The sequence below is a fragment of the Alcanivorax limicola genome (genome assembly GCF_019931215.1).
Taxonomy (GTDB): domain Bacteria; phylum Pseudomonadota; class Gammaproteobacteria; order Pseudomonadales; family Alcanivoracaceae; genus Isoalcanivorax; species Isoalcanivorax limicola.
Genome location: NZ_JAIOUB010000001.1, coordinates 880,372 through 905,347, shown reverse-complemented (window position 1 = coordinate 905,347; position 24,976 = coordinate 880,372). Strand labels below are relative to the sequence as shown.

Below are 24,976 nucleotides of genomic sequence, written 5' to 3'. Positions count from 1 at the left end.
AGCGGTGTACTTCCGTAGGGGGCATGTCAGTGCAGACGAGTGTTCTACATCCGATCGCCATTGCTCAGGTGATGGTCAACTTCGCGGCGCGTTACGGCGTCGACGCCGAGACCTGTCTGCTGGGTACTGACATCACAGTGGCACAGCTGCGCGACGCGGATGCACTGATCTCGCGGGAGCAGGAAATGCGTCTGATCGAGAATCTGATCCTGGCGCTGCCTCAGGTGCCGGCATTGGGCTTCGAACTGGGCATGCAATACAACGTTGCTACGTTCGGCATCTGGGGATTCGCGCTGCGCACGAGCCGCACGCTGCGCGAGGGGATCGAGCGATCCCTGCGCTACCTGCCGTTGAGCACGGCCTACTGTCGCTTCTGGTCTGTGATCGACGAACACGAGCTCGCTTTTTGTGCCGATCCCGGCGCTATTCCGCAGCACCTGCGCCAGTTTCTGCTGGAGCGTGATACCGGGACATCGGTCAATCTGCTCACGGAACTCAGCCTGTCCGGTATTCGCGCGCTTGGTCTGGAGTATGAAGGACCGGCGCCGGCGCACGCCGCACGCATCGAGGCCTTGTGCGGTATTGCGCCGCGCTATGGCAGCACTCGCAACGCCATTGTACTGCGGCGGGAGGATGTCGAGATCCCGTTGCCGATGTACGACGCCCATCTGGTGTGCCTGTTGGAAGATCAGTGTCGCGCCCAGCTCAAGCGGCGCCAGGTCGGCGGCGTGGCCGGTCAGGTTCGCCAGCTTGTCCTGGGGTCGCTGGGCCTGGTCGCGTCGATCGAAGATGTCGCGCAGCATATATCCATGGCGCCGCGCAGCCTGCGGCGCAGGCTCGAAGAAGAAGGCACCAGCTTTCGCGACATCGTCGAAGCAGAGCGCCGGCAGTTGGCCGTGCAGCTTCTGGAAAGCACCCAGATGAAGCTCGACGAGATCGCGCTGCAGCTGGGCTACGGCGACACGGCCAGTTTCACCCGTGCCTTCCGGCGCTGGTTCGGGCAGGCGCCGGGGGAGTACCGCAAGTTGTCCGGCAAGTGAGAGCGCCTGAAGGCGCTCAGCTTAATGGCGACGCACAACAACAGTGTGGCAGTTCATCCATTCATCGCGCGTGATAAAAAAGCCTGGTGCAGCCAGCGCGGCGTCGCCCAGGTAAGGATGACAAGCGCCTTGTTCGCCCAACCTGGCACGACGCTGATGCGCCCGGCCTGCAGGGCACGGATTCCGGTGCGCACCACAGGGGCAGGTTGCATCATCAGCTGCTTCAATACGGGCGTGACCTTCTGCTGCGCCGCCGTGGCAAAGCCGGTTTCTGATATGCCGGGGCAGAGTGTTGTCACGGTGACGCCGTCGCGCTTGAGCTCGCGATGCAGCGCCTCGCCCAGACGCAATACATAGGCCTTGGCCGCGGCATAAACAGCAAAGTTTTCCACACCCTGATAGGCCAGCAAGCTTGCCACCAACAATATTTTGCCGTGCCCGCGTGTTCGCATGTCTTGTGCAAAGAGGTGCGTGACGGCAGTCAGGCTCGTCACATCCAGTTGTAGCATCGCCAGCGTCGAATCCAGCGTGCTATCCACGAACGGGCCTTGCAATCCATGACCGGCATTGTTGATCAGGGTGGAGATTTCGATGCCCATTTCGTGGAGGCGCTGATGTAACCGGGTAACCGCAGCAATGTCTGAGAGATCAACCTGCTGCGTCACAACTTCAATGCTGTGCTGTTGGCGGAGTGTCTCGGCGAGCGCTTGAAGTCGATCCAGCCGACGCGCCACCAGCACCAGTGAGTGGCCTTGCGCGGCATACTGGCGGGCGAACTCTTCGCCGAAGCCGCTCGACGCCCCCGTGATGAGCACCCATGAAGTGTCTGTCAAAGTCATGTCCAAGGTCATGTCGCTTACCTGTCGTTATCGGGGAGTAGAGAGGCTGCCGTAAAGGTCCTCGCCGGCAGCATGCGATGCGTCCCACCCGCCTCCCAACGCCCTGAAGGAGGCAATGGCAGCACGCGCGGTGTTGGTTTGTGCCTGTGCTTTCGTGTCGCTGATCTGCAGCAAGTTGGCGTCGGCATTGAGCACTTCGATCAGGCTGACGACACCACTTTCATAGGCGGCCAGTGAGTTTTCGCGGGCACGGGCGAGCGAGGATTCGCCCCGCGCCAGAATGTCGACCTGGGCCTCGCGTCTAACCAGCGCGGAAAAGGCGTTCTCCACCTCTTCCGTTGCGCGCAACACGGCCAGACGGTAGGCGGCAAGTGCTTCTGCGTCCTGGCCGCGCGCGGCGGCAATCTGTGCTTCGACGCGGCCAAAGTCGAACAGGCGCCAGCGAAGGCCGAGCACGCCTTGGGCTTGATGGGTATCGCTGGAGAACAGGTTGCTACCCGATACCGTGGTGGCACTGCCCAGCAGTGCGCCGAGCGAGAACTTGGGGTAGTACTCTGAAACCGCCATGCCAATGCGCGCATTCGTCGCAACGAGTCGCTGTTCAGCCACGATGAGATCCGGGCGCCGCCGAATCATCTCGGCCGGCGTGCCGGTTTCGGCCAGGCCTGGCGCAATGGGGATCGGCGCCACCTGGCTCACTTCGGCGCGGTAGGTGCCAGGCTGTACGCCGAGAAGCACGTCCAGCGCGTTCATCGCCGAGGTGAGACCGGCCTCAAGCACCGGAATCTGTGCTTCGACTTGAGCGAGCGCCCCCTCGGCCTGGTTCACCTGAAGCTCGGCAGCAATCCCCTTTTCGTACTGGAATCTGATCGTGTCGAGCAGTTCGCGACGGGTCTCAGCTTGCTGTTCAGCAATCGTGATACGCGCCTGCAAGCCCCGGATCATGACGTATACGTCCGCCGTCTGGGCGGCGACGGCCAGACGTGTTGCGACGGTGCCCGCTTCAGATGCCACATACTCCGCGCGCGCAGCCTCCCGTCCTCGTCGCAGGCCACCAAACACATCCATTTCCCAGCTCGCACCAAGATTGGCCTCAAAGGCGCTGCCTCGGCGGTCGAAGCCGGGTGTGGCGGCAAGCACCTGTCCCAGTGGGGTCTCGAGCGATTGATATACTTCGGCCCCGTAGGCGCTCACGTTGGCCGCTGGCAACAGCGCTGCATCGGCGTGATGTAATGAGGCACGCGCCTGGGTGACACGGGTTGCCGCCTGGGCGATATCCAGATTCTGCTCAAGGGCGCGCATAACGAATTGCGCTAACATGGGATCATCAAAAGCGGCCCACCAGGCCTGCAGGTTTGCCACGCTCTGCACTTCACGCTCTTCAACGTCGTCCTGCCCAAGGAAACGAGGCGATAAGACGGTCTCGGGTGAGCTATAGTCAGGGCCGACCGCACATCCTGTTAACAGACTGCCCGTTAACAGACTGGCACTCATCAGGCTGGTGCTCATCAGAAAGGCGAGAGAGCGTGGGCGGGTGAGCATGAGGGTCTCCGGAGCGCAAAATTGTTAAAGTGACTATAATCCATTATGGTCACTAACTGTCAAGCTAAAGAATACGAGGTCACACGAGCGATGATTGAACCCCCATCTGCTACACCGCAGTCACGAGGGCCGGCCGAACACAGTGTTCGCGAACAGATCGTGGCGGCGGCCGAAGAGCACTTCAGCCACTACGGCTACGAGAAAACCACAGTCTCTGACCTGGCCAAATCGATTGGCTTTTCAAAGGCTTATATCTACAAGTTTTTCGATTCCAAACAGACCATTGGCGAGGCCATCTGCGCCAAAGTCTTGAACGCTATGGTCGAGGCGGTTGAAGAAGCTGTAGTGAGCGCATCCACGCCAACGGATAAATTCAGGAGAATTTTCAAGGTGTTAGTGGAGACGGGCTCTGGCCTTTTCTTCAATGACCGCAAGCTGTATGACATCGCCGCCCACTCTGCCGGCGAGGGCTGGCCCTCTGCTCGCGCCTATGGGGAGCACATCAGGCAGATGCTGCTGGAGATCATCCGCGAAGGGCGTGAGAGTGGTGAATTCGAGCGCAAAACCCCGTTGGACGAGACGGTGAGTTCAATCTTTCTGGTCATGCAGCCCTATGTGAACCCTCTTCTTCTTCAATACAACCTGGATCTCGTCGAGGAGGGCCCCGCGCAGCTTTCGAACCTGGTATTGCGTAGCCTGGCACCCTGAAAGGCGTGTTTATGCATGGTGACTATTGACAGAATTAGTCACTAGTCGGAATATAAAGGCCTCTTTCCCTTGGAGGTCGCCATGCTTCAGCGCCGCAATATTCATTCCCTCGTCTTCATCGGTCTGCTGCCCCTGGTTCTGGTGGCGTGCAGTGACGACAGTGCTTCCACCGACCCTCGCACGCTGAGCCCCTATGTCCGGGTAGCCGAGGTAGAGGTTGATGGGCAGGCCGAGCGTTCCTTTACCGGTGTGGTTGCCGCGCGGGTGCAAAGCGACCTCGGCTTTCGCGTGCCCGGCAAGGTACAGGCGCGTTTAGTCGATACAGGCCAGGCCGTCGAGCGCGGCCAGCCCCTCATGCGCATCGATCCCTCGGACCTGAAACTCGCCGCGCGAGCCTATGAGCAGGCCGTGGTTGCCGCCAGGGCGCGCGTGCGTCAAACCGCGGAGGACGAGGCGCGATACCGTGATCTGGTCTCTCGAGGCGCGGTGTCAGCATCGGCCTACGACAGCGCCCGCACAGCCGTCGAGACGGCTCGGGCGGACCTCATGGCGGCCGAGGCTCGGGCCGACGTTGCGCGCAACGAGACCGATTATGCGGTGCTCCTCGCCGATGCTGACGGAGTGGTCGTGGAAACGCTGGCAGAACCCGGCCAAGTCGTTGCTGCCGGCCAAACCGTGGTGCGGGTGGCCCATGCCGGGCCCCGCGAGGCACTCATCGACCTCCCCGAAACGCTCCGACCGACGATCGGGTCCACAGGGCGTGCAACCTTGTATGCCCGCGGGCTGACCGACTCAGCAACGCTTCGCCAGTTGTCGGATGCTGCAAGCCCGTTGACGCGCACTTTCGCGGCCCGCTACGTACTCGAGGGCAATCTTGCAGATGCGCCGCTGGGCTCCACCGTTTCCATCGACATCCAGATGGATTCTTCCGCTTCCGCATTGCAGGTGCCGATAGGCGCACTCTTCGATCCGGGGAAAGGGCCCGGGGTATGGCTGATCGAAGGGGAGACGCCTCGGGTCACCTGGCAGGCTGTGCAGGTGGTCGGCCTCAGAGAGGAAACGGCCTCGGTTGTTGGCGACCTTGAAACGGGCGATCGCGTCGTGGCGCTCGGCGTTCACCTCCTGCAGGAGGGCGAGCACGTGCAGTTCGATGAACGCGCAGTTGCTGCAGGCTTGGCCGCCAATCGCGGAGATCAGCCATGAACGGCTTCAACCTCTCCGCCCTCGCCGTACGCGAGAGCTCGGTCACTCTTTTTTTGATGCTGGCGATTTTCATTGCCGGCATCGTGGCTTTCCTGATGCTCGGCCGGGCTGAAGACCCTGCGTTTACCGTCAAGCAAATGACTGTGGTCACCGCCTGGCCCGGCGCGACAGCGCAGGAGATGGAAGAGCTGGTCGCCGAGCCCCTGGAAAAACGCATGCAGGAACTCGACTGGTATGACCGGACGGAGACCTTTACGCGACCAGGCCTGGCCCTGACCACGGTGTATCTGCTTGATAGCGCGCCACCCGCCGAGGTCCCCGATCAGTTCTATCAGGCGCGTAAAAAGCTTGGCGATGAGGCCGGCAGCCTGCCCAGGGGCGTCATTGGTCCCATGGTGAACGACGAATACGCTGACGTGACCTTTGCGCTTTATGCGTTGAAGGCAAAAGGCGAGCCTCATCGTCACCTCGTTCGCCAGGCGGAAAGCCTGCGCCAGCGCCTGCTTCACGTGCCGGGCGTGAAGAAGGTGAATATCATCGGCGAGCAGTCTGAAAGGATTTTTGTCGAGTTCTCACATGATCGCCTGGCGACGCTTGGTGTTTCGCCGCACAACCTTTTCGCTGCACTGAACGGGCGTAATGCGATGATGCCCGGCGGCTCGATTGATGCCAGCGGGCCCCAGGTTTTCATTCGGCTGGATGGCGCGATTGATGACCTTGAGGCGATACGCAATACGCCGGTCAATGCCCAGGGCAATACGCTGAAGCTCGGCGATATTGCCGAGGTGAAGCGCGGCTACGAAGACCCGGCCACCTTTCTGATTCGCAACAATGGTGAGCCGGCTCTGCTGCTCGGTGTCGTCATGCGGGCGGGCTGGAACGGCCTTGATCTCGGTAAAGGGCTGGAAGAGGAAGCTGCTGCGATCAACGCCGAGATGCCGCTCGGCATGACGTTCTCCAAGGTCACCGACCAATCTGACAATATTCGTTCGGCGGTCGACGAGTTCATGCTCAAGTTCTTCGCCGCCCTCATTGTGGTGATGCTGATTGGCTTCCTCAGTATGGGGTGGCGCGCCGGCATGGTGGTCTCGGCGGCTGTTCCCCTGACGCTTGCCGCCGTCTTTATCGTCATGGCAGCCACCGGCAAGGATTTCGATCGCATCACGCTCGGCTCGTTGATCCTGGCACTGGGGCTCCTGGTCGACGATGCGATCATCGCCATCGAGATGATGGTGGTGAAGATGGAGGAAGGCTACGACCGTATTCGTGCCGCGGCTTATGCGTGGAGCCATACCGCTGCACCCATGCTCTCCGGAACGCTGGTGACAGCGATCGGCTTCATGCCGAATGGCTTTGCCCGATCGACGGCGGGTGAATACGCCGGCGATATGTTCTGGATCGTCGGCATTGCATTGATTGCGTCCTGGGTCGTCGCTGTCGTGTTCACACCTTACCTGGGTGTGAAACTGCTCCCGCACTTTGAGCCCCGTGAAGGTGGGCATGACGCTATTTACGCGACGCCGCACTACGAGCGCTTCCGTCGGCTTCTTGGTTCAGTGATTCGTTACAAATGGCATGTGGCGGCAGGCGTGGTCAGTCTGTTCATTGCCGCGCTTCTGGGTATGAGCGTAGTGAACAAGCAGTTCTTCCCAACGTCTGATCGGCCTGAGGTGCTGGTCGAAGTGCAAATGCCCTATGGCACCTCAATCGAGCAGACGAGCGTGGCGACCGCCAAGGTCGAGGCCTGGCTGGCCGAGCAGCCGGAGGCGACGATTATGACGGCCTACGTGGGGCAAGGGGCGCCGCGTTTTTATCTCGCCATGGCACCGGAGCTGCCCGATCCTTCGTTCGCCAAAATTGTTGTCCTCACGGATGATCCGGCGGCACGCGAGGCACTCACGCTCAGGTTGCGCCAGGCGGTAGCCGATGGCCTCGCGCCAGAGGCGCGCGTGCGGGCGAGCCAGCTGGTATTCGGCCCGTACTCACCTTTTCCTGTGGCGTTTCGTGTAATGGGCCCCGATCCCGATGCGCTGCGCGACATCGCGGCTCAGGTCCGTGCGGTCATGCAGGCTTCTCCCCAGATGCGAACGGTTAATACCGACTGGGGCGCACGCGTACCCGCACTGCGTTTCTCGCTGGATCAGGATCGGCTGCAGAGCTTTGGCTTGACCTCGAACGATGTCGCCCAACAGCTGCAGTTCCTGTTGAGTGGCATCCCTGTTACCGAAGTGCGCGAGGATATCCGCTCAGTGCAGGTTGTGGCTCGTTCGGCCGGCAGCACAAGGCTTGATCCGAGCCGGATCGCAGATTTCACCCTGACAGGCGCATCCGGCCAGCGGATTCCGGTATCACAGATTGGAACGGTGGATGTCCAGATGGAAGATCCCATCCTGCGCCGCTTCGACCGCACGCCGACGATCACCGTGCGCGGTGATATCGCTGAGGGCTTGCAGCCGCCCGACGTCTCCAATGCCATCTGGAAAGAGCTACAGCCGATCATCGCCACACTGCCAGCGGGTTACCGCATAGAGCTGGGTGGTTCTATCGAGGAATCCGGCAAAGCAAATCGCGCCATGGCGCCGCTCTTTCCCATCATGATCGCCCTGATGCTGATCACGATCATCTTCCAGGTTCGCTCGATCTCCGCGATGACAATGGTATTCGCCACCGCGCCACTGGGCCTTATCGGGGTCGTGCCCACCTTGCTGTTGTTTCAGCAGCCATTTGGTATTAACGCACTGGTTGGATTGATTGCACTGTCCGGCATCCTGATGCGCAACACGCTCATTCTGATCGGGCAAATCCATAGCAATACGCAGGATGGATTGGCACCTTTCGACGCGGTGGTCGAGGCGACGGTACAGCGTGCGCGCCCGGTTATCTTGACCGCGCTCGCTGCCATTCTGGCGTTCATACCGCTCACCCAATCGGTGTTTTGGGGAACGCTGGCCTACACGCTGATCGGCGGCACGTTGGCCGGTACCATTCTGACGCTCGTGTTCTTGCCCGCAATGTACGCCATCTGGTTCAAGATCAAGCCGTCACCCGGTAAGGGGCACTATGCCCATGAAGAACTGAACATCAGCAATAGCTGATCAGGAATCAAGTATGCGCAGAGTTGTTGTGACCGGACTCGGGTTGGTTTCCCCTTTAGCTGTTGGGGTAGAAGCCAGCTGGGCAAGACTTTTGAATGGCCAGTCAGGTATCAGGCGACTGCCTGAAGAGATGGTGGATGACCTGGCGGTTAAAATTGCCGGGGTTATTCCCGATCACCTGGAAGACCCAGAGGCCGGATTCAACGCCGACAGGTTTGTCCCGGTCAAGGATCAGCGCAAAATGGATCGCTTTATGCTGCTTGCGCTGGCAGCGGCGGAGGAAGCCGGTACTCAGGCCGGGTGGCATCCCGGGCACGCCGGAGAGCAAGAACGCACCGCAACGGTTATTGCATCCGGGGTGGGTGGCTTTCCCGCCATTGCGCAAGCCGTCCGCACGACTGACACCCGAGGCGTACGCCGCCTGTCTCCTTTTACGGTGCCCTCATTTCTGGTCAATCTGGCGGCGGGTCATGTCTCGATTCGATATGGGTACAAAGGGCCTATCGGAGCGCCAGTCACCGCTTGCGCAGCCAGCGTCCAGGCGATTGGTGATGCAGCGAGGATGATTCGAGCCGATGAAGTGGATGTCGCGATCTGCGGTGGCGCCGAGGCCTGCATTGACACAGTAAGTTTGGGGGGCTTCCTGGCAGCTCGCGCGCTTTCCACGAATTTCAACGATACGCCGGCGCAGGCCTCTCGTCCTTTTGATACCGCCCGCGACGGATTTGTCATGGGGGAGGGCGCAGGACTTCTTGTTATTGAAGAGCTGGAACATGCGCTTGCCCGCGGTGCAACGCCTATCGCTGAAATCGTCGGTTACGGCACGACGGCCGATGCCTACCATATAACATCCGGTCCCGAAGACGGCAGTGGTGCCCGGCGAGCGATGTCCAACGCGCTAGCGCAGGCAAAGTTGAGTCCCGGTGATATTCAGCATCTCAATGCCCACGCCACCTCCACACCCTTGGGAGACAGGGGAGAGCTTGCGGCCATCAAGGCCACCTTCGGCGACGGGGTGGCCGTGAGTGCTACCAAGTCGGCCACTGGGCATTTGCTCGGGGCGGCCGGCGGCCTGGAGGCGATTCTGACGATCCTGGCGCTGCGTGACCAGATTGCACCCCCCACGCTCAATCTCGAGAATCCGGACCCCGCCAGCGAAGGGCTTGATCTGGTGCGGGGTACAGCACGTCGAATGCCGATGGAGCACGCTATGTCCAATGGCTTCGGCTTTGGCGGCGTCAACGCCAGCGTCATTTTCCGAGCCTGGCGTTGATGCCGGGGAAGGCCACTATGCCTGGCTCCGCCACGCACAGGCGGACTGGCCCGCTGCCGGCGACCAGACTTTCGATCGTTCTTCTCGCGGCGATGGCCGCGCTTGGGCAGTTTGCGTCCAATATCTATACGCCATCGCTTCCGGCCGTTGCCCACGAGTTCGTCACCACCACGGCCAACGCGCAGCTCACATTTGTCGTGTTCCTTGCTGTGTTTGCCGCAGGACAACTGGCATACGGTCCTGCCGCCGACCGCTATGGTCGACGCCCCGTTCTGTTCACCGGTCTTGCACTCTTTCTTGTCGGAACCGCGGGTTGCGCGCTGGCGCCAACGCTTGACGTGCTGATCGCTGCGCGTGTGGTTCAGGCCGCAGGGGCGGCGGCAGGGGTGGTCGTGTCCCGAGCCGCCACGCGCGACAGCTTCGAAGGAGCTGAACTCGCGCGAGCCCTGGCGGCTGTGACGATCGCATTTGCGTTGGTGCCGGGATTGACGCCGCTGCTGGGAGGCCTTCTCCAAAGCCTGTCAGGTTGGCGCTCAATATTCTGGGCCACTTTCGTTTTCGGCGCGGGTGTCGCTATCCTCGCAGTTCTCAAGCTGCCGGAAACCCTCAAGGCGCGCAGCCCCGCATTGAACGTGAAAAGCGTAGGATCTGCCTACCGGATCGTCCTTTCCGATCCCGTCTTCCTCGGCAATGCGATGACGGTTGGGCTCGTATTCGGAAGCATGTCGGCCTTCTTTGCCGGATCACCGGCACTGTTCATCGACCGGCTGGGTGTCGGGCCGGCAGAGTACGGGCTTTATCCGCCCGTTGCCGTCAGTGGTTTTATCGTCGGCGGGATAGCGGTTCGCCGCTTCGCCGGACAGGTGCCGTCCCGCCGCATTGCGTTGGGAGGACTGGGCATGATGGTGTTCTCGCTGGCATTGATGTTGGGCTTGCCGCTTGCGGGGATTGTTCACAAGCACGCCTTCAATGCCGCCATGGTGCTCAACGTCACGGGGCTTGGCCTCTTTCTGCCGATAGCCATCTCGGCCGCACTGCAACGCCACCCCGGTCGGGCCGGGACGGCAGCATCGCTACAGGGCTTCCTGCAGATGGCCGGCGGCGCATCAGGCGCATTTGCGGTGGGGCTGATTCAAGGCAATCTGCCGATACTTGCCATGCCGATGACGATGTTTGCCTTCGTAACGGCTGCGCTGTTGTTGTTTGTCAAGATACCGGACGGCGTCACGTCACATGATAATGTGGGTGCCTGACGCAAGCGTGGTATCCGGTTACCCTCACATGCGCATTATTCACCGCTATGCCGATTCTATTCGCCTTCACTGTGCCCGGCATGGCTCAGTGCTTTGACGTGCTTCCATTCAGTGCCTCAGCCGTTGCCAGGGATGCTAGACTGCCACCCTCATCCACTGATCCACAGGCCCTTCAATGGTACACATCGGTCAATTCAACCGGCTGCCGGTCCTGCGTCATTCCGATTTCGGCCTCTTTCTGGATGCCGGTGATGGCCAGAGCATCCTGTTGCCCCGGCGTGATATTCCGACGGATCAGCCCTGCGAGCCGGGTGACCGGCTGGAGGTCTTTGTCTATCACGACAGTGAAGACCGCCCGGTGGCGACCACGCGCATGCCGAAGGTGCAGGTGGGGGAGTTCGCCAGTCTGAAGGTCGTGGATATCAATTCTGTGGGTCTGTTTCTCGACTGGGGTTTGCCCAAGGATCTGTTGCTGCCGCACTCGGAAGAGCAGCGCCCGTTACAGGTGGGCGACTATTGCGTGGTGTATGTGTTCCTCGATGATCGCTCCGGGCGCATTGCTGCGAGCGCCCGCCTGGACCGTTATCTGGACAAGATCCCGGCGCGCTACCAGGTGGGGGAGCAGGTGGATCTGTTACTGGCGTCATCCACCGAAATGGGCTTCAAGGCGATCATCAACCACCGCCACTGGGGCCTGCTGCACCGCAACGAGCTGTTCCGCCATGTGCGCAATGGCATGCACCTGAAGGGCTATATCAGCGAGCTGCGTACCGATGGCAAGATCAGCCTGAGCCTGCAACCCCCGGGGGACCAGGGGCGCGATGAACTCTCAGAACAGATTCTCTCCCGCCTGCGGCAGAACGGCGGCCAGTTGCCGCTGAGTGACAAGAGCGCGCCGTCGGCCATCACTGCGGCGTTCGGCGTCAGCAAGAACAATTTCAAGAAGGCCATTGGCGGCTTGTACAAGCAGGGGCTGATTGTGATCCATGCTGATCGTATCGAGCTTCTGGAGTAAGCCCGTCCCGTTGGCTGGCAAGAGCCGTGGCGAAGTGCGGTAATAGAAGTACCGTAATAATGGTATTTGGCGCCTTATTTTGGCTAATATACCGTTATATCGGTATAGCGAGCCCCTTAATGACACAACTCCTGTCCCTCGGCCAACGCCTGCGCGCAGCCCGCAAACGCCGCTTTCCCGGTGATGATCTGCACGCCTTCGCGGTGCGCGTCGGCGTCGCTCGCTCAACTCTGCAAAAAATGGAGCAGGGCGATCTGAGCGTTGCCCTCGGCAAGTATCATGAGGCCGCCCGGATTCTTGGGTTGGAAGAAGGCTTTGAGCACCTGTTTGAAGCCGAAGAGAGTCTTTTCGACGACGGGTGACCGCTCCGATCTGAACGCTAAAAAATCACCGCACCGCTTTTCTCCCGCCATCCGTGTCCTATCCAGCCGCGCTATGCTTATTGACGCATGTTGCGCAACGCGCTACGCTTTCCCCATGATCAAGTCGTTCAAGCACAAGGGATTGAGGCGCTTCTTCGAGAGTGGCAGCGCCAGAGGTATCCAGGCAAAGCACGAAAGGCGGCTTCGTATGCAGCTGGCTGCGCTGGATACCGCCAAGGAAGTTAATGACTTGGATATTCCCGGGTACAAGCTGCACCCACTCAAGGGTGACAGGAAAGGTATCTGGGCAATTACCGTTAATGGGAACTGGCGACTGACGTTCGAGTTTTCCGACGGTAATGCCTATGTGCTGGATTACGAGGATTACCACTGATGAAGATGTATAACCCCCCACATCCCGGCGAGTTCATCCTGGCGACCTACATGGAGCCTTATGATCTGAGCTGCCGTTACCTGGCAGGGCAGTTGGATGTGTCGCCTTCAACCTTGAATCGCCTGCTCAAGCAGCAAAGCGGTATCAGCCCGGAGATGGCGCTGCGTCTTGCCAAGGCGTTGGGTCGGTCCCCGGAAAGCTGGCTTGCGATGCAGGATACGTATGATCTGTGGGTAGCGAGCAAGAGCGTCAAGCTCGATAAGGTGCAGAAAGTCCAACTGGATGCGGCGTAGCTATATAGGTCACACCCTCTGAGGCTTGAGTTCTTTGCCTCACCGCAACGCCTGCATCGCCCATTCCCCCGCCATACACGCGCTCTCCAGCGCATCCGCCGGATCAAGCTCCGGTGCGGTAATCGGTGAACTTGCCGAGACAGAAGACCAGCGGGGTGACAGCTCACGCATCACGTTTTCTGCTGCCGCATCGTCCTGTTGCGCGCATACCAACACGCCCAGTAACGCCAAGCGGCCGGCGTCGCGCACTTCATCCAGTTGGGTGTTGCGCATGCCGCGGTAGCGGACGTCTGCCTCGCGCAGGCGTTCCCGGTCAATGTCGTACAGGTTGCGCTCGTGGCCCAGAGTGTCCAGGCCGTCGTCCAGGCCGCTGGCCAGCGCCAGTTGCCAGGTGTCCCAGGGGCGGCTGGGGGAGCGGCTGGTGACGTCGGGCAGGGCGGCAAGGGTCTGGTGCATGCCGTCGCCGTATCGGGCATAGAGTTTGTCCACCGGGTCAGTGGCCGGGTTGTAGGCGATGCCGACCACCAGTGCGATAGCAGCGGCAGCGGCCATGGTCGGGCGCCAGCTGCCCAGGCGCAGCCACCAGGGGGTGTCGGCGCCGGCTTGGGTGGTGGTCGCCACAGCCGCTGTCTGCGGGCGTGTGTCGGGCAGCAGGTCGGCATGCTCGGTCAGCAGCAGCCAGTCTTCATAGAGGTCGTCATTGACCAGCAAATGACTGATCACCTGCGCCCGCCGGGTGGCGTTCAGGCTGTTGTCCAGCAACGCAGCCAGGTCCTCGCTGTCCGGTATCGGGCCTGATGGCTCGCGATCGGGCACAGCCAGGTCGAGCCCGAGTAAGGCGCGTAGCTGGTCCAGGCGGTCCTGCGGACTGTCCTGCTTGTCATGATCAGTCATTATCGTATCCACATGTCATGGGAGGGACAGACAGGTCAATCTGCATACTCATCCTCCGACAGTTCATCCGCCGGCAGCAGGTCGCTCAGTGCGATGCCTGCGCTGGCCAGTGCCGTGCCGATATCGCGACAGGCGCGGCGGGCAATGCGGGCCGGTTGGTGGCCGGGCAGATTCAGCGTGCGGGCGATCTGTTGCCAGCTCTGATTTTCAACAAAGTGCAGGCGCAGTATCAGCAGGGCTTCGTCACCCAGGGCGGTGTCGCCGTCTGCCAGGGCGTTGCGGGCCTGGGTCAGTGCAGCCGGGTCCAGGGCCGTCGTGACGGTCTCGGCGCGCCCGGTGCCGCCCAGGCAGCCGTCCAGCCACAGCAGCAATTCCTCGTAACCGCGTTGGCGCCAGTCGTCTTCATGGTCGTCGGCCAGGTTCTCCAGGGAGTGTTCGCTGGCTTCATGGTTGCTGGCGTACAGCAGCTGGATGCGGTCTGTGGTGGGCGCCGCGCTGGCATTGTCGCGCCGTCGCAGGCTGCTTTGGTAGTCGCGTTGCTGAATAGTGCGGATGACATCACGCACTTCGCTTTCGCTGTAGGCATTGCCGGTGGTGAGTTCGTGAATGATTTCAGTGGGCCGTTGCTTGCTGACCATCAATAGCCGCCAGACGCGTTCCCAGATGGGGGCGGATTCTTCCTGAATCCACACCGGGGGGCGCTTCTTGCCGCTGATATGTTTCTGGCGGTATTCGCGAATGATGTTGACGGTGAGAGAGTAGAGCCAGGTTTCCGGTTTCGATTTGCCCTGGAATTTGCGGCACTTGGCCCAGTCGTCCCGTGCCAGTTCTTCGATGACGTAAAGAATGGCGCCTTCGATTTCGTCGGAGTCGACGCCGAGCATGCGTTCGCACAATGTGCGTGTGCGTGCCTGGTGCAATTCCCCCAGCGCCAGTGGCGCCCAGTCGATCTCGCTGGACATGAACGGGGCTTCCATCGATAAAGGTTGGCGTGGTTATACTGATGACAGCAACGGTAAGGGGTTTTTGCGTTCTCTGCAATTGTGCGGGCCGTTTGCTCGCACGCTTGTGTCCCTCCTATAAAAACACAAGCGGGTTATTGCTGCCCGTTGAAATGGAATGAGATGACCAGACGGGGCAGGGTAAATGAACTGGGCGAACAGGATTGCAGTGTGCCTGATGTTGCTGGCCGGGGCGTATACACCCGCGCTGGCCGGGGAAATCGAGGATCACGATGCGGCCATACGTGAGGCGCTGATCGAAGACGACACCGCCGCGCTGGAAGCGCTGCTGCCGCGTATGCTCTGGCCGCGCTGGCGGCATGCGGAGAGTGGCCTGGGGCTGATCGCCGAGGCCATCAATGAAGCGGCACCGGGGAGCATGGTGCTGGCCCTGTTCGAATCCGGGCTCGATCCGGTGGCCACGGGGCTACTCGGCGAGGAGGCCCGGCCGGACCCCATGGGGCTGTCGAGTCACTGGATCGAGCTGATCAGTCCGCAAGTCATCAGCGGTGGCAACGCCATTGCCATCGATCAATTGCTCGGCAAGACCCTGCTTTACACGGACAGCCGTCTGGCCGAGCCCCTGCTGATGGCCCGCCACAGCAACAGCCTGACGGACCTTGCCCTGACAGACATTGATGTCCTGCATATCACCAGCGGCTGGCCGCTGAGCGGCTACACCCTCGACGAACTGGAAACCGAGCTGAGCGAGGCGGCGCGCACGCGCTTGCGGCAGGACCCACTCTGGCCTGCGCTGGCGTTGGGCGAAGGACGCATTGGCAGTGTTCAGGCGTGGCTCGATCAGCACGCGGTAACCGACGATGTCCTCAAGGAGCTCTACTGGCTTGCCCTGACCCGCGAGGAGCCCGAGGCAACGGCGCTGCGCGAGTTCCTGTTGGCGGTCGGCGCGGATATCAGCACACCGCTGCGCGGCCAGACGGCCCTGCAACGCGCGCTGAGCTTCTATCATGTCGCTGCCGCAGAGGAATTGCTGGCATTGAAGGCGCCGACAGATGTGGCGCCCGGTGCTGACCGCCATCGCCCCGTCGAGCCGCCGGTGATGCAGGCATGGCAGATGCTGCGCTACGAGGACAGCGAGCCCGGGCAGGCCGTTTTCCAGGAGTTGCTGCAACGCGCACCGCAGCTGGATGCTGAAGACCGCGACCGGCGCCACTGGATATTCCTGGCCATTGACCAGGGCGATGAGGCACTGGTGCCCCGTATTGCAGCGACCTTGTCCGCGCCTTTTCCGTTGTCACCTGAGCGGCGTCCGCTGCTGGCGACATTGCTGGAGGCCGGGTTCAACGATGCGGCCCATGATCTGATTCGTCGCGCCGGTGAACCGCAGGCGGACTGGCCCGCGTTGCTGTTCCGCGCCTGGGATCAGGACGACGAAGCCCTCGCCCGTGTGTTGCTGGATCATGGCGCGCGTGCGGACGACGACAACGTATATGGCCGCAGCGTCTATTACTTGCTGCTGGCTGCCGGGGAACATGAGCGCCTGTTCGACTGGCTGAGCCGTAGCGGCCAGGCGGATGTGCGCGATGCGCACGGTAATACCCTGTTGCATGCCGCCCTGGCGGCGCAGGCCTGGCCGTTGCTGCCGCGTCTGCTGGAACAGGGTGTGCCGATGGATGCCGGGGCCCTGATTGATCAGGCGCCAGCCAGTGACGTCATCCGTTTGCTGCCCACGCCAGACTTGCTGCCAGTGGACGCACTGCACCGCGCTGCGGCGCGCGGCGACGCCACGCTGGTCGCCCATCTGCTGAAGCTGGGCGCAGACCCGTTTGCTGAAGATGCGGCCGGTTACTGGCCTGCCTGGCATGCCATCCTGCAGGGCCACGATGCTGCCCTGCAGCCGCTGGTGGCGGCCATGCCTGCACCCGCCTTTGCGCCTGCAACAACCGTCGCGCCTGTAACGGCCCTCCTGGATATGGGCGCGCCGCGGGTGCGCTGGTGGAGCCTGCTGCTGTGGGCCGGGCAGCATGATGCGCTGCTGGAAGACCTCCGTGGCCACCTGGCGGAAGACAACGTCCACCCGCTTGCTACTTATACCTGGGTGCGCACCCACTTTCTGCGCGGCACGCTGGATGCGGCGGTGGAAGATGCACAGGTGCCGGAACAGACACGGCAGCTTGCGCGCCTGGAACGGGCCTACCGTGACGGTGATACGCGCGCCGTGCTGGACATGATGCCGCCCGACAGCGATGCGCTGGCGCAACAGGACCCCTTCACGCTGGATGCCCTGATGCGCAGCGCGTTGCAGCAGGGCAACGATGAGGCGCTGTGGCGCTACACCGCCACGGCCTTGCAGCGCTGGCCGGACAGCTGGCAAATGCTCTGGTCTCTGGAAGAGCGGCTGCTGCATGACCCCGTATGGCGAGGTCGTATGGTGGCGCTGGCGGCGGAGGACGCGCTGGCCGACACCCCCATGGCACAGGGGCTGGCCCGGCGCCTGGCCTGGTCGGCGTGGGGCAATGAAGACGCCCTGCAGGCTGCGCGTGACTGGCTGCGCGATGCGCCGAACGATGTGCGTGCCTTGCAAGCGACAGGCAGCCTGTTGCTGACGGCCGGGCATGAGCAAGATGCCGCGGACCCGCTGGCCCGGGCCGTGCTGCTTTATCCGTTCTTCAGTAACCGGGACAGCATGCCCCGGTTGTTCGTGGATGATCGGGCGCGGGTCGCCCGCATTACGGCGTTGATCGCCCGCTGGTATCAGCATCCGGACGACAGCCCGGTATTGATCGCGCTGCGTGCCCACCGCTACCAGGCGGATGCCTGTCGGGCCGGGGGCGATCACGGCTGTGCCACGGCGCAGCTCGCGCAACTCCAGGATGTGCTCGATGCCCGGCATGCGGAACTGGCGGCCAGCCCCGGTGGCGCAAAAGAGATGACCCTGGCCTATGGCGCACTCAGCAGCGATGCGGCGCGGCGCAATGATGCGGCCCACAGCCGCGAGTTGGCCCGCCAGGCATTTGCCTTGTCTGACGGTGGCCTTGCGGCGCGCGTGACCCTGGCCCGTGCGCTGGACCCGGCGCTGCAGCCTGCTGCGGTGCGCGCTGTACTGGAAGAGATGCAGGACGGCATGTTGCAGCACCGCGATGCGGCAGAGCTATGGCTGGACCTGCTGCTGGCGGAGCAGGCCCATGAACCGGCGCAACGCTGGCTGGCGGGGCTGCGCCAGCGCTATCCCGACGATGTTGCCCTGCAACGCCGCGAGGCAACCCTGGCGATTCAGCGCGGCGACCGCAGCGCCATCGCACCGGCCATGTTGCGCCTGCACCAGCGCCGTCAGTTGACCGATACCCTGATGCAGGCTTGGCTCGACAGCAGCGACGGGGCGGCGGCCCGTGATGCCCTGCGCGGCTACCTGAGCGATACGCCGACGCAGCCGTTTTACTGGCGGCAGGGTGCAGCGGTGTTTGGCGATCAGGTACTGGCTCAGGCACAGCAAGCCTTCCCGGGCAGCGTCTGGCCCTGGGCCGGGCAGTTTGAGGCGTTGATGAATGCCGGTGATCTGGATGCCGCCCGCGCCTTGCTGGACCGCCATAAGCCGGCGGCGCTGGTGCATGCCGATCCAGGCCTGGATCACAGCCCGTCGATGTACAAACAATGGCACGACAACCACTACTGGTGGCTGGCCGAAACCGTGCGCCGGGGCCGTGCTGATCCGGACCAGCTGCGCGAGGGGCTGGCCGGGCTGGATCTCTACGTGCAGGCGGGCTGGTGGCGAGGCACCTGGAATCATTACCGGGATATCCTGCTGGAAGGGCTGGGCGAGGACAGTGCGCGTGCGGACAACCTGCGTGACTGGGCCAGCTGGCAACGGGACAGCACCGATATCCTGTGGCGCCTGGTGCGCCTGAGTGACACCCGGCAGGACGCTGCGCTGTACGGCGGCAGAATGGTGACGCGCCAGCCGGACAACAACAGCGCCTGGCGCGAGCATGTGCAATCGTTGATCTATTGGCTGGGGCGGCCGGTATTCGCCCTCTATCGGGTCGAGCAGGCGCGCGCGCTGGGTCATGACATCCCGGAAGATTTTGTGGCCCGCGCCCGGGCCCAGGTCGGCGACAGCCTGTCTGATTTCCTCGGCTATCGGCACCGCACGGCGGTATCGCCGTCGCAGCGCTACGTGGACTGGTTCAATGTGGCCCGCCGCAATGCGCTAACGGGGGATGCCCGGCGCGTTTATACGCGTTTTGATGGCGAGACGCCGGCAGTGGAAATCCTGTTTCCCAATGGTGAAGTTCAGACCCAGGAGGTCGACCCCCGTCACGGCATGGTGATCCGGGCCACCCACGGTTCAGCGACGGCCGAGGCAGATTATGATGCGCTGGGCCAGTTGCTGGCAGTGCGCCAGGGCGGCGCGGAAACACTGCGGCTGGAATACAACAGTGCCCGCCAGATCGTGGCGGCGAAGACCGGCGAGCAGCAGCTTGCCATTGCCTATAACGACGCCGGCAAGCCGGCACGCATCCATGTGCGTGGCCTGGGCGAAATCAGCGTGGAATATGACGAGCGCGGCGAGATCCGGCGGGTTGTCTCCGATGCGGGCCAGCGCATGGCGTTGCAGGTCACGCAGATCTTCCAGCAACTGCTGGCCAGCGTGAGTGCGGTGAGGCGCTTCAGTGACCCGCGTGAGCTGCGGGTGCTGGATGAGGAAGACCCGCTGCCCGCACGCTGGCAGGCCTATGTGCAGGCCCAGCCCCCGGGCAGCCTGGCGCAGCAGGCGGCGCGGCTGGCACAGGCTGAGTATCTGGTGGCAGCGCGGACTCAGCGCAGCGAGTATGGCGAGCGGGCGGCGCAGCTGCTGGAGCGGCTGTTCGATGAGGCCGCGCGTGCAGGTGGCTCGGCGGTGGCAGATCGGGCCACAGCCCTGGCGGCTGTCGAGGCCTGGGTGGTGTTGCATCAGGGCATGCGGCCGCGCGGTCTCACCGATGAAGAGTTTGCGACCTGGTCGCAGATGCGACTGTGGCTGGCAAATACCCCCTATCTGCCAGCGGCCCGCCGCGACGCGCTGCGCGAGGCGCCGCTGGCACGTATCGAAGATCGCCACGGCTTGCAGCGTACGGCGCTGGCCAACGACGGTTACTGGCATCGCCATACGCGCCGCGCCATTCATGGCAATCGTCATGAAGCGCCGCGCCACCAGGCGCTGCTGGTGCGTGATAACGGCGAGGTGGTCCTCGGCACCAGCGAGGGGCTGTTCATGCTGCGCCAGGGCCATTGGCAGCGATACGGCTATGACGCCGCCAGTGATCGCCTGATGCGCGGCAGCGACGCGCTGGATGCCGCCCCGGAGCGGGATATTCTGGCGCTGGCGGAAACTGCCGAGGGCCTGTGGCTCGGCACGGCGTCCGGGCTGATGTTGTGGCGTGAGGATGGCAGCATGCAGCACTGGCGCAGCCGCCGTGATGGTTTGCCGTCGCCCCGCGTCACTGCGTTACAGGCCACAGAAACCGGGTCGCTGTGGGTGGGCACCGCCGGCGGCGTAGCGGTCTGGGCAGACGGTCACCTGGCGACTGCGGAGGCAGCGCCGACCGGCGCCGTTCACCAGTTGGTGCTGCATGCGGGGCAGCCGGTCATCAACACGGATCTCGGGCTGCTGACCCGCACCGCGGCCGGGGACTGGCAGCCGGTGCCCGGCGCGCCGCAACGTGCGGTGGACGCCGTGCTGGCTGATCCGGCGCGCGCACGGCTGCTGTGGCTGGACGCCGAAGGCCTGCATGCCGGGTCCGGCGCCGCCGGTGCCCGGCGTGTGCTGCCCCGGGACGACATTCCGCACAGTCGCCGGATTCATGGCCTGACGCTGTGGCCGCTGGCAGGGGAAACACACCCGGTGCTCCTCACCGATACCGGGCTGGCTCTGCTGCGTAATCATTATCTGGAGACACTGCCCCTGCCACTGGCCGGCCAGCGCGGCGGTCAGGTGATTGGCCCCGAGCAGGCCGCCGGTAACGGTCGTGATATCTGGCTGGTGGCGGCCGACGGTGTTTACGGCTGGCAGACAGACCGTGTGCAGCACCATGCGTTGGGTGCGGTGCATGACATCGCTACCACTCCCGATGCGTCGATGGCGTGGATCACCACAGGCACCGGCATTTATCTGCTCACTGACGACGCGGGAACGCCACACTTGAGCCGCTTCTCCCGTGACCGGGCGCAGGTCGTGCGCAGCGACGGGGCAGGGGGGCTCTACACCCATGATAACCGCGACATCCTGCATTACCCGGCGGGCGCAACACGCCCGCGTATCCTGTTTTCCGCCGAGGGCGGGCATGACCAGGCGCACTGGAACGGCCCGGTGCGCGATGTGCTGGTGGCCAGCGACGGCAGTCTCTGGGTGATAGCCGGCGCGACCTTGTTCCGCTGGCAGGATGACGCGGTGACGCGCTTTGATTATCTGGATGACCCGGAGCGCTTTCCCTCCCGCAGCCCGATGTTGTTCCGGGTCTACGAGACCCTGGATGGCGAGATTCATGTGGTGGCGTCCAACGAAGGGCATCTGGCGGAGGCGGGTGTTCACCTGCGCGGCGGCCTGCTGCGTCTGGAAGGGGATCGCTTCGTCAATCTGGGGCAGCCCTCGCACTGGTTCGTCAATGCCTACACGCCGGTCAGCGAGCGCCTCGCGATTCTTGGCACCGCCGGTGCCTTTGTGCGCGAGCGACAGGGCAGTGAAGGCAGTGATCGTGACAGCTATGTGCGCCTGGAAGACCCGGGATATCTGGCCATGGGCGAGCGCGCCAGCATGCTGTTTCTGGGCGGGCGCGGCGCCCGCTTCGGTGACAGTGACACCTGGCTGTTCCCCAGCGCAGGGGGCGTGACGGCCTGGCAGGAAGGGGAATGGTTTTACCCGGATCGCCTTAACCAGTTGCTGCCGGATGACCACGGGCTGGGCCAGTATGGCGCCCGCACAGTGCATGCCGTCGGTGTGATTGGCCAGGGGCTGGTGCTGGCGGGCACCGACCTGGGCTTGCTGGTGTACCCGGCCGGCAGTGCGGCGGGATTGCTCAGTGACCATCAGCGTGGCGCCCGCGCTTTTGTCAGCCAGCAGCAGACGCAGCAACAGGATCTTGCCGACACCTTCCTCGAAGCCCTGGAGAACGAGACGCACCCGGCCGCGCAACGGGTCAGCGCCATTCGCAACCTGGGCCGGGATATCGACCAGCTGGACGCCGCATTGGTGGCACCGCTGTTGCCCGCTCAGGCAAGCCGGGAAGGGCGGCCGACGGTGGATCGCGAGGCGCTGCGCCGCGAGCTGCGCGAACGGGAGCGTCAGCGCGAAACGCTGCTGGCTGAACTGGAGCGGGACCACCGAGGCCTGTTCCAGATGTTGCGGCTGGACCCGCGCGAGGCCAGCGTGCTGGCCAGCGATCTCGCACCGGGACAGGTCCTGGTGCAGTACCTGCCCACACCGCAGCGGCTGCTGGTGCATGTCGTGACCCGCGATGGCGCGGTGCTGCGCGAGGTGGAAGTGAGTGCCGATGAACTGGAACGCCGGGCCCTGCGCAGCGCAGGCTTGTTGCGGGATGCGGTGCATCGGCAGCCGGGCACGCTGAGCCCGATCCGGGGCCTGGCCCGCACCCGCCACCAGCCCGTGTCGACGGCGGCGTTGGCCGATGCCCAGCTGGATGAGGACCTGGCCTGGCTCTACGACCACTTGCTGCGTCCGGTGGAGCTGGAACTGGTGGATGCGTCCCAGGTGTTTGTTACGCCTGTGGGCGCATTGACCTATGTGCCCTTCGCCGCGCTCTTGCGAGACGCTCGGGCAGCGCAGCGCGAATACGCGGTGGAGCGCTTCAGTATCGGCGTGTTGCCCTCCCTGTATCACCTCAATCTGGTGCTGGCCCACCAGAGCAGTCTCAGTGATGCGGCGCTGTTCATCGCTGATCCGGATGGCACCCTGCCAGGCGCGCGCGCCGAAGTGGCGACCATCTCGGCAGTGTTCAACAGCCGCGTGCTGCAAGGCAATGAGGCGGTGCCGTCAGTGCTGGACAAGGCGGCCCGGGGCGCTCGCATACTGCACTTTGCCACCCATGGCTTGCTCAACGCCGCTGCACCGGCCGAGAGCTATCTGGTGATGGGCGATGGGCAGCGCTTGAGCACCATCGACATCTCGCTGCTGGACCTGTCCGATACCGATCTGGTCGTGCTGTCGGCCTGCGATTCGGGCATTGGTGCCAGCGGTCTGGAATACGCCACCCTGGCGCGGGCCTTTGCCCATGCCCGGGTGCCAACGGTCATCGCCTCCTACTGGCAGGTCAGCGACAGCGCCACACAGGCCTTGATGGAAAAGCTGTATCCGCGCCTGCGTGATGCGCCGGATGCCTTCTCTGCACTGGCCGAGGCGCAGCGGTTGATGCTGCGCGACGAACCGGCCCACGCGCATCCGGCGGCCTGGGCGGGGTTTGCCGTATTCGGCAAGCCCTGAGCGTGGGCACTGTTTTGGTGCTGTTGTGGCCCGGGCATGCCGGGAATGGTTATGATCGGGCTCAGTTCACGACCCTATGCTGATGATCATAACAACAGAGATGCCATGACTGCGCGAAGCAAGCGCCGCCCGGCCTACGGGGCACTGGCGGAGAAAAACCGGGACAACATCTACTATCTGGGCCCTGAGGGTTTTCTTTTCACCAGCCCTCATGTCGCCACAGACAGTACGCTGCGTCATCCCGCCGCCATCGTGCTGACGGCGGACGGCAGCGCGCTGGATGTGGGGCCGCCGGGCGCCACCGGGCCGGAGCAGGCAATAGCCGTTGCGCCCATGGTGGAGCGTGCGCTCTATGCCATCGACATGCCGCTGGTCAGCGTCAATGTGCAACCCAATCACCCGGCCTTCAGCGCTTTTCGTGCACTACCGGCGCCGGGCCTGTTTCCACTGCAACGTGCGGCCTTCACGCATCTGGATGCCAGGCTTGAGGAGGCCTACCACGGGCGTCTTGATCTGGCGGCGGCGCGGTTGTTGTTCGATGAGCTGGTCGCCATCACCCTTGAGCAGTTACCCCGGCGTCCGCGTGTGGATGCACGGGTGGCGCGTCTGCTGGACATGATGCAGACCCAGGATGAGGTGTCGCTGGCGGAGATGGCCGAACAGCTGGGGATGTCCTATACCGGTATGTCGCACATGTTCACCCGGGCAGTGGGCATATCCATGCGCAGCTATCGGTTGTGGTTCAAGGCGGTAACGGCCTGGTCGGAATTCGAAACCGATCAGACGCTCACGGATATCGCACACACGGCGGGTTTCAGCGATGCGGCACATATGTCCCGTGAATGGCAGCACTGGTATGGCATGGCGCCATCCTACTTGCGCAATGAGCGTTGTGTGAGGATTTTCTCCGAACGCCATCCCCGGGGGCGGCCCCGGGAGTGAGATCACGGCGTTGAACCGGCACACAAGAAGTATACATCGCGTCATTTGCAGTCACGCTCGCTGTGGGTATGATCAGTGGTGGACATGAAAAAATGCCATGGAACGTGGTGGCATACAGAAAACACAGGGAGAACGACAATGAGAAGAATCCTTTGCGGTGTTGTGGCCGCTGGTGCATGTGGCCTTGCGCTGGCCGATATGAGCCCCTACGCGGGCATCCAGTACGGATACACGGATTTTGAACGTGGCAATGTATCCACGTCACTGGATGTGCTGGTTGTACGTGGCGGTATGCGTTTTACCGAACTGCTCAGTGCCGAGGCCCGTGTCAGCACCGGCATTGGTAGCGGCAGCGACAGTGGCGTCAAAGTGGAAAATCGCTACAACTATGGCGCTTATGGTGTTGTCACTTTGCCGCTGGGTAATGAATTTACGCCCTATGCGATGGGCGGTTATACCTATGCACGCAGTGAGATCGGCGGCAACCGCGAGCGCGATGACGGCGCATCTTACGGCGCCGGTGTCGATTGGGCGCTGGACGATATGATGAGCCTGAATCTGGAAGTGCTGCGCACGGTGCGTAATGATTTCACCAAGCAGACCGTTGTGGGTCTGGGTGTCAAATACCACTTCTGAAAGCATGAAGAAAAAAGCCCGGCCACTGTTTCAGTGGCCGGGCTTTTTATTG

General features: G+C 62.9%; 17 protein-coding genes. 13 read left to right on the top strand and 4 right to left on the bottom strand.

Going from position 1 to position 24,976, the window contains the following annotated elements:
- Nucleotides 1–29 precede the first annotated feature (29 nt).
- A complete protein-coding gene (locus K8B33_RS03945; RefSeq protein WP_223423547.1) occupies nucleotides 30–1,040 on the top strand; it encodes an AraC family transcriptional regulator in 1,011 nt (336 codons plus the stop codon).
- 53 nt (nucleotides 1,041–1,093) lie between these two features.
- On the opposite strand, the gene K8B33_RS03940 is transcribed toward K8B33_RS03945, so the two are convergent.
- Nucleotides 1,094–1,891 carry an SDR family NAD(P)-dependent oxidoreductase gene (locus K8B33_RS03940; RefSeq protein ID WP_223423545.1) on the bottom strand — a complete coding sequence of 266 codons (798 nt, stop codon included), beginning with the start codon at nucleotides 1,889–1,891 and terminating at the stop codon, nucleotides 1,094–1,096.
- Between the two features lie 15 nt (nucleotides 1,892–1,906).
- On the bottom strand, nucleotides 1,907–3,421 hold the full coding sequence (locus tag K8B33_RS03935) for an efflux transporter outer membrane subunit (protein WP_223423543.1): 1,515 nt from the start codon (nucleotides 3,419–3,421) through the stop codon (nucleotides 1,907–1,909).
- A 90-nt stretch (nucleotides 3,422–3,511) separates the two neighbouring features.
- On the opposite strand from K8B33_RS03935, the gene K8B33_RS03930 reads away from it, so the two are divergent.
- The 9 genes from K8B33_RS03930 (at nucleotide 3,512) to K8B33_RS03890 (ending at nucleotide 13,017) form a co-directional block, all read left to right on the top strand.
- Nucleotides 3,512–4,129, top strand: coding sequence for a TetR/AcrR family transcriptional regulator (locus K8B33_RS03930; RefSeq protein WP_223423541.1), 618 nt, complete (start codon nucleotides 3,512–3,514; stop codon nucleotides 4,127–4,129).
- Between the two features lie 81 nt (nucleotides 4,130–4,210).
- A complete protein-coding gene (locus tag K8B33_RS03925) occupies nucleotides 4,211–5,332 on the top strand; it encodes an efflux RND transporter periplasmic adaptor subunit (protein ID WP_223423539.1) in 1,122 nt (373 codons plus the stop codon).
- Entirely contained in the window at nucleotides 5,329–8,427 is a 3,099-nt protein-coding gene (locus K8B33_RS03920) for an efflux RND transporter permease subunit (RefSeq protein WP_223423537.1), read from the top strand. Before K8B33_RS03925 ends, K8B33_RS03920 begins: the two co-directional genes overlap by 4 nt.
- 13 nt (nucleotides 8,428–8,440) lie before the next feature.
- A complete protein-coding gene (fabF, locus tag K8B33_RS03915; protein ID WP_223423535.1) occupies nucleotides 8,441–9,700 on the top strand; it encodes a beta-ketoacyl-ACP synthase II in 1,260 nt (419 codons plus the stop codon).
- Nucleotides 9,701–9,717: 17 nt separating this feature from the next.
- Nucleotides 9,718–10,953: a multidrug effflux MFS transporter gene (locus tag K8B33_RS03910; RefSeq protein ID WP_223423533.1), complete on the top strand. Its 1,236-nt coding sequence runs from the start codon at nucleotides 9,718–9,720 to the stop codon at nucleotides 10,951–10,953.
- Nucleotides 10,954–11,128: 175 nt separating this feature from the next.
- Nucleotides 11,129–11,968, top strand: a complete 840-nt coding sequence (locus K8B33_RS03905) for a CvfB family protein (protein ID WP_223423531.1) — start codon at nucleotides 11,129–11,131, stop codon at nucleotides 11,966–11,968.
- Between the two features lie 119 nt (nucleotides 11,969–12,087).
- Nucleotides 12,088–12,330: a helix-turn-helix domain-containing protein gene (locus tag K8B33_RS03900; RefSeq protein WP_223423529.1), complete on the top strand. Its 243-nt coding sequence runs from the start codon at nucleotides 12,088–12,090 to the stop codon at nucleotides 12,328–12,330.
- Between the two features lie 115 nt (nucleotides 12,331–12,445).
- Nucleotides 12,446–12,724 carry a type II toxin-antitoxin system RelE/ParE family toxin gene (locus tag K8B33_RS03895; protein ID WP_223423527.1) on the top strand — a complete coding sequence of 93 codons (279 nt, stop codon included), beginning with the start codon at nucleotides 12,446–12,448 and terminating at the stop codon, nucleotides 12,722–12,724.
- Nucleotides 12,724–13,017: a HigA family addiction module antitoxin gene (locus tag K8B33_RS03890; RefSeq protein WP_223423525.1), complete on the top strand. Its 294-nt coding sequence runs from the start codon at nucleotides 12,724–12,726 to the stop codon at nucleotides 13,015–13,017. The genes K8B33_RS03895 and K8B33_RS03890 overlap by 1 nt, the downstream gene beginning before the upstream one ends.
- A 39-nt stretch (nucleotides 13,018–13,056) precedes the next feature.
- On the opposite strand, the gene K8B33_RS03885 is transcribed toward K8B33_RS03890, so the two are convergent.
- A complete protein-coding gene (locus tag K8B33_RS03885; RefSeq protein ID WP_223423523.1) occupies nucleotides 13,057–13,911 on the bottom strand; it encodes a hypothetical protein in 855 nt (284 codons plus the stop codon).
- Nucleotides 13,912–13,946: 35 nt separating this feature from the next.
- Complete coding sequence (locus K8B33_RS03880) at nucleotides 13,947–14,873, bottom strand: hypothetical protein (RefSeq protein WP_223423522.1); 927 nt, start codon at nucleotides 14,871–14,873, stop codon at nucleotides 13,947–13,949.
- Between the two features lie 184 nt (nucleotides 14,874–15,057).
- Between K8B33_RS03880 and K8B33_RS03875 the strand changes: the two genes are divergently transcribed.
- From K8B33_RS03875 to K8B33_RS03865, 3 genes are all read left to right on the top strand, one after another.
- Complete coding sequence (locus tag K8B33_RS03875; protein WP_223423520.1) at nucleotides 15,058–23,346, top strand: CHAT domain-containing protein; 8,289 nt, start codon at nucleotides 15,058–15,060, stop codon at nucleotides 23,344–23,346.
- Between the two features lie 105 nt (nucleotides 23,347–23,451).
- Nucleotides 23,452–24,288 (top strand): helix-turn-helix domain-containing protein, encoded by an 837-nt coding sequence (locus K8B33_RS03870; protein ID WP_223423518.1) that lies wholly within the window; start codon nucleotides 23,452–23,454, stop codon nucleotides 24,286–24,288.
- Nucleotides 24,289–24,426: 138 nt separating this feature from the next.
- The gene (locus tag K8B33_RS03865) at nucleotides 24,427–24,924 is read left to right on the top strand and encodes a porin family protein (RefSeq protein ID WP_223423516.1); all 498 of its coding nucleotides are present in this window, start codon (nucleotides 24,427–24,429) and stop codon (nucleotides 24,922–24,924) included.
- Nucleotides 24,925–24,976: the final 52 nt, after the last annotated feature.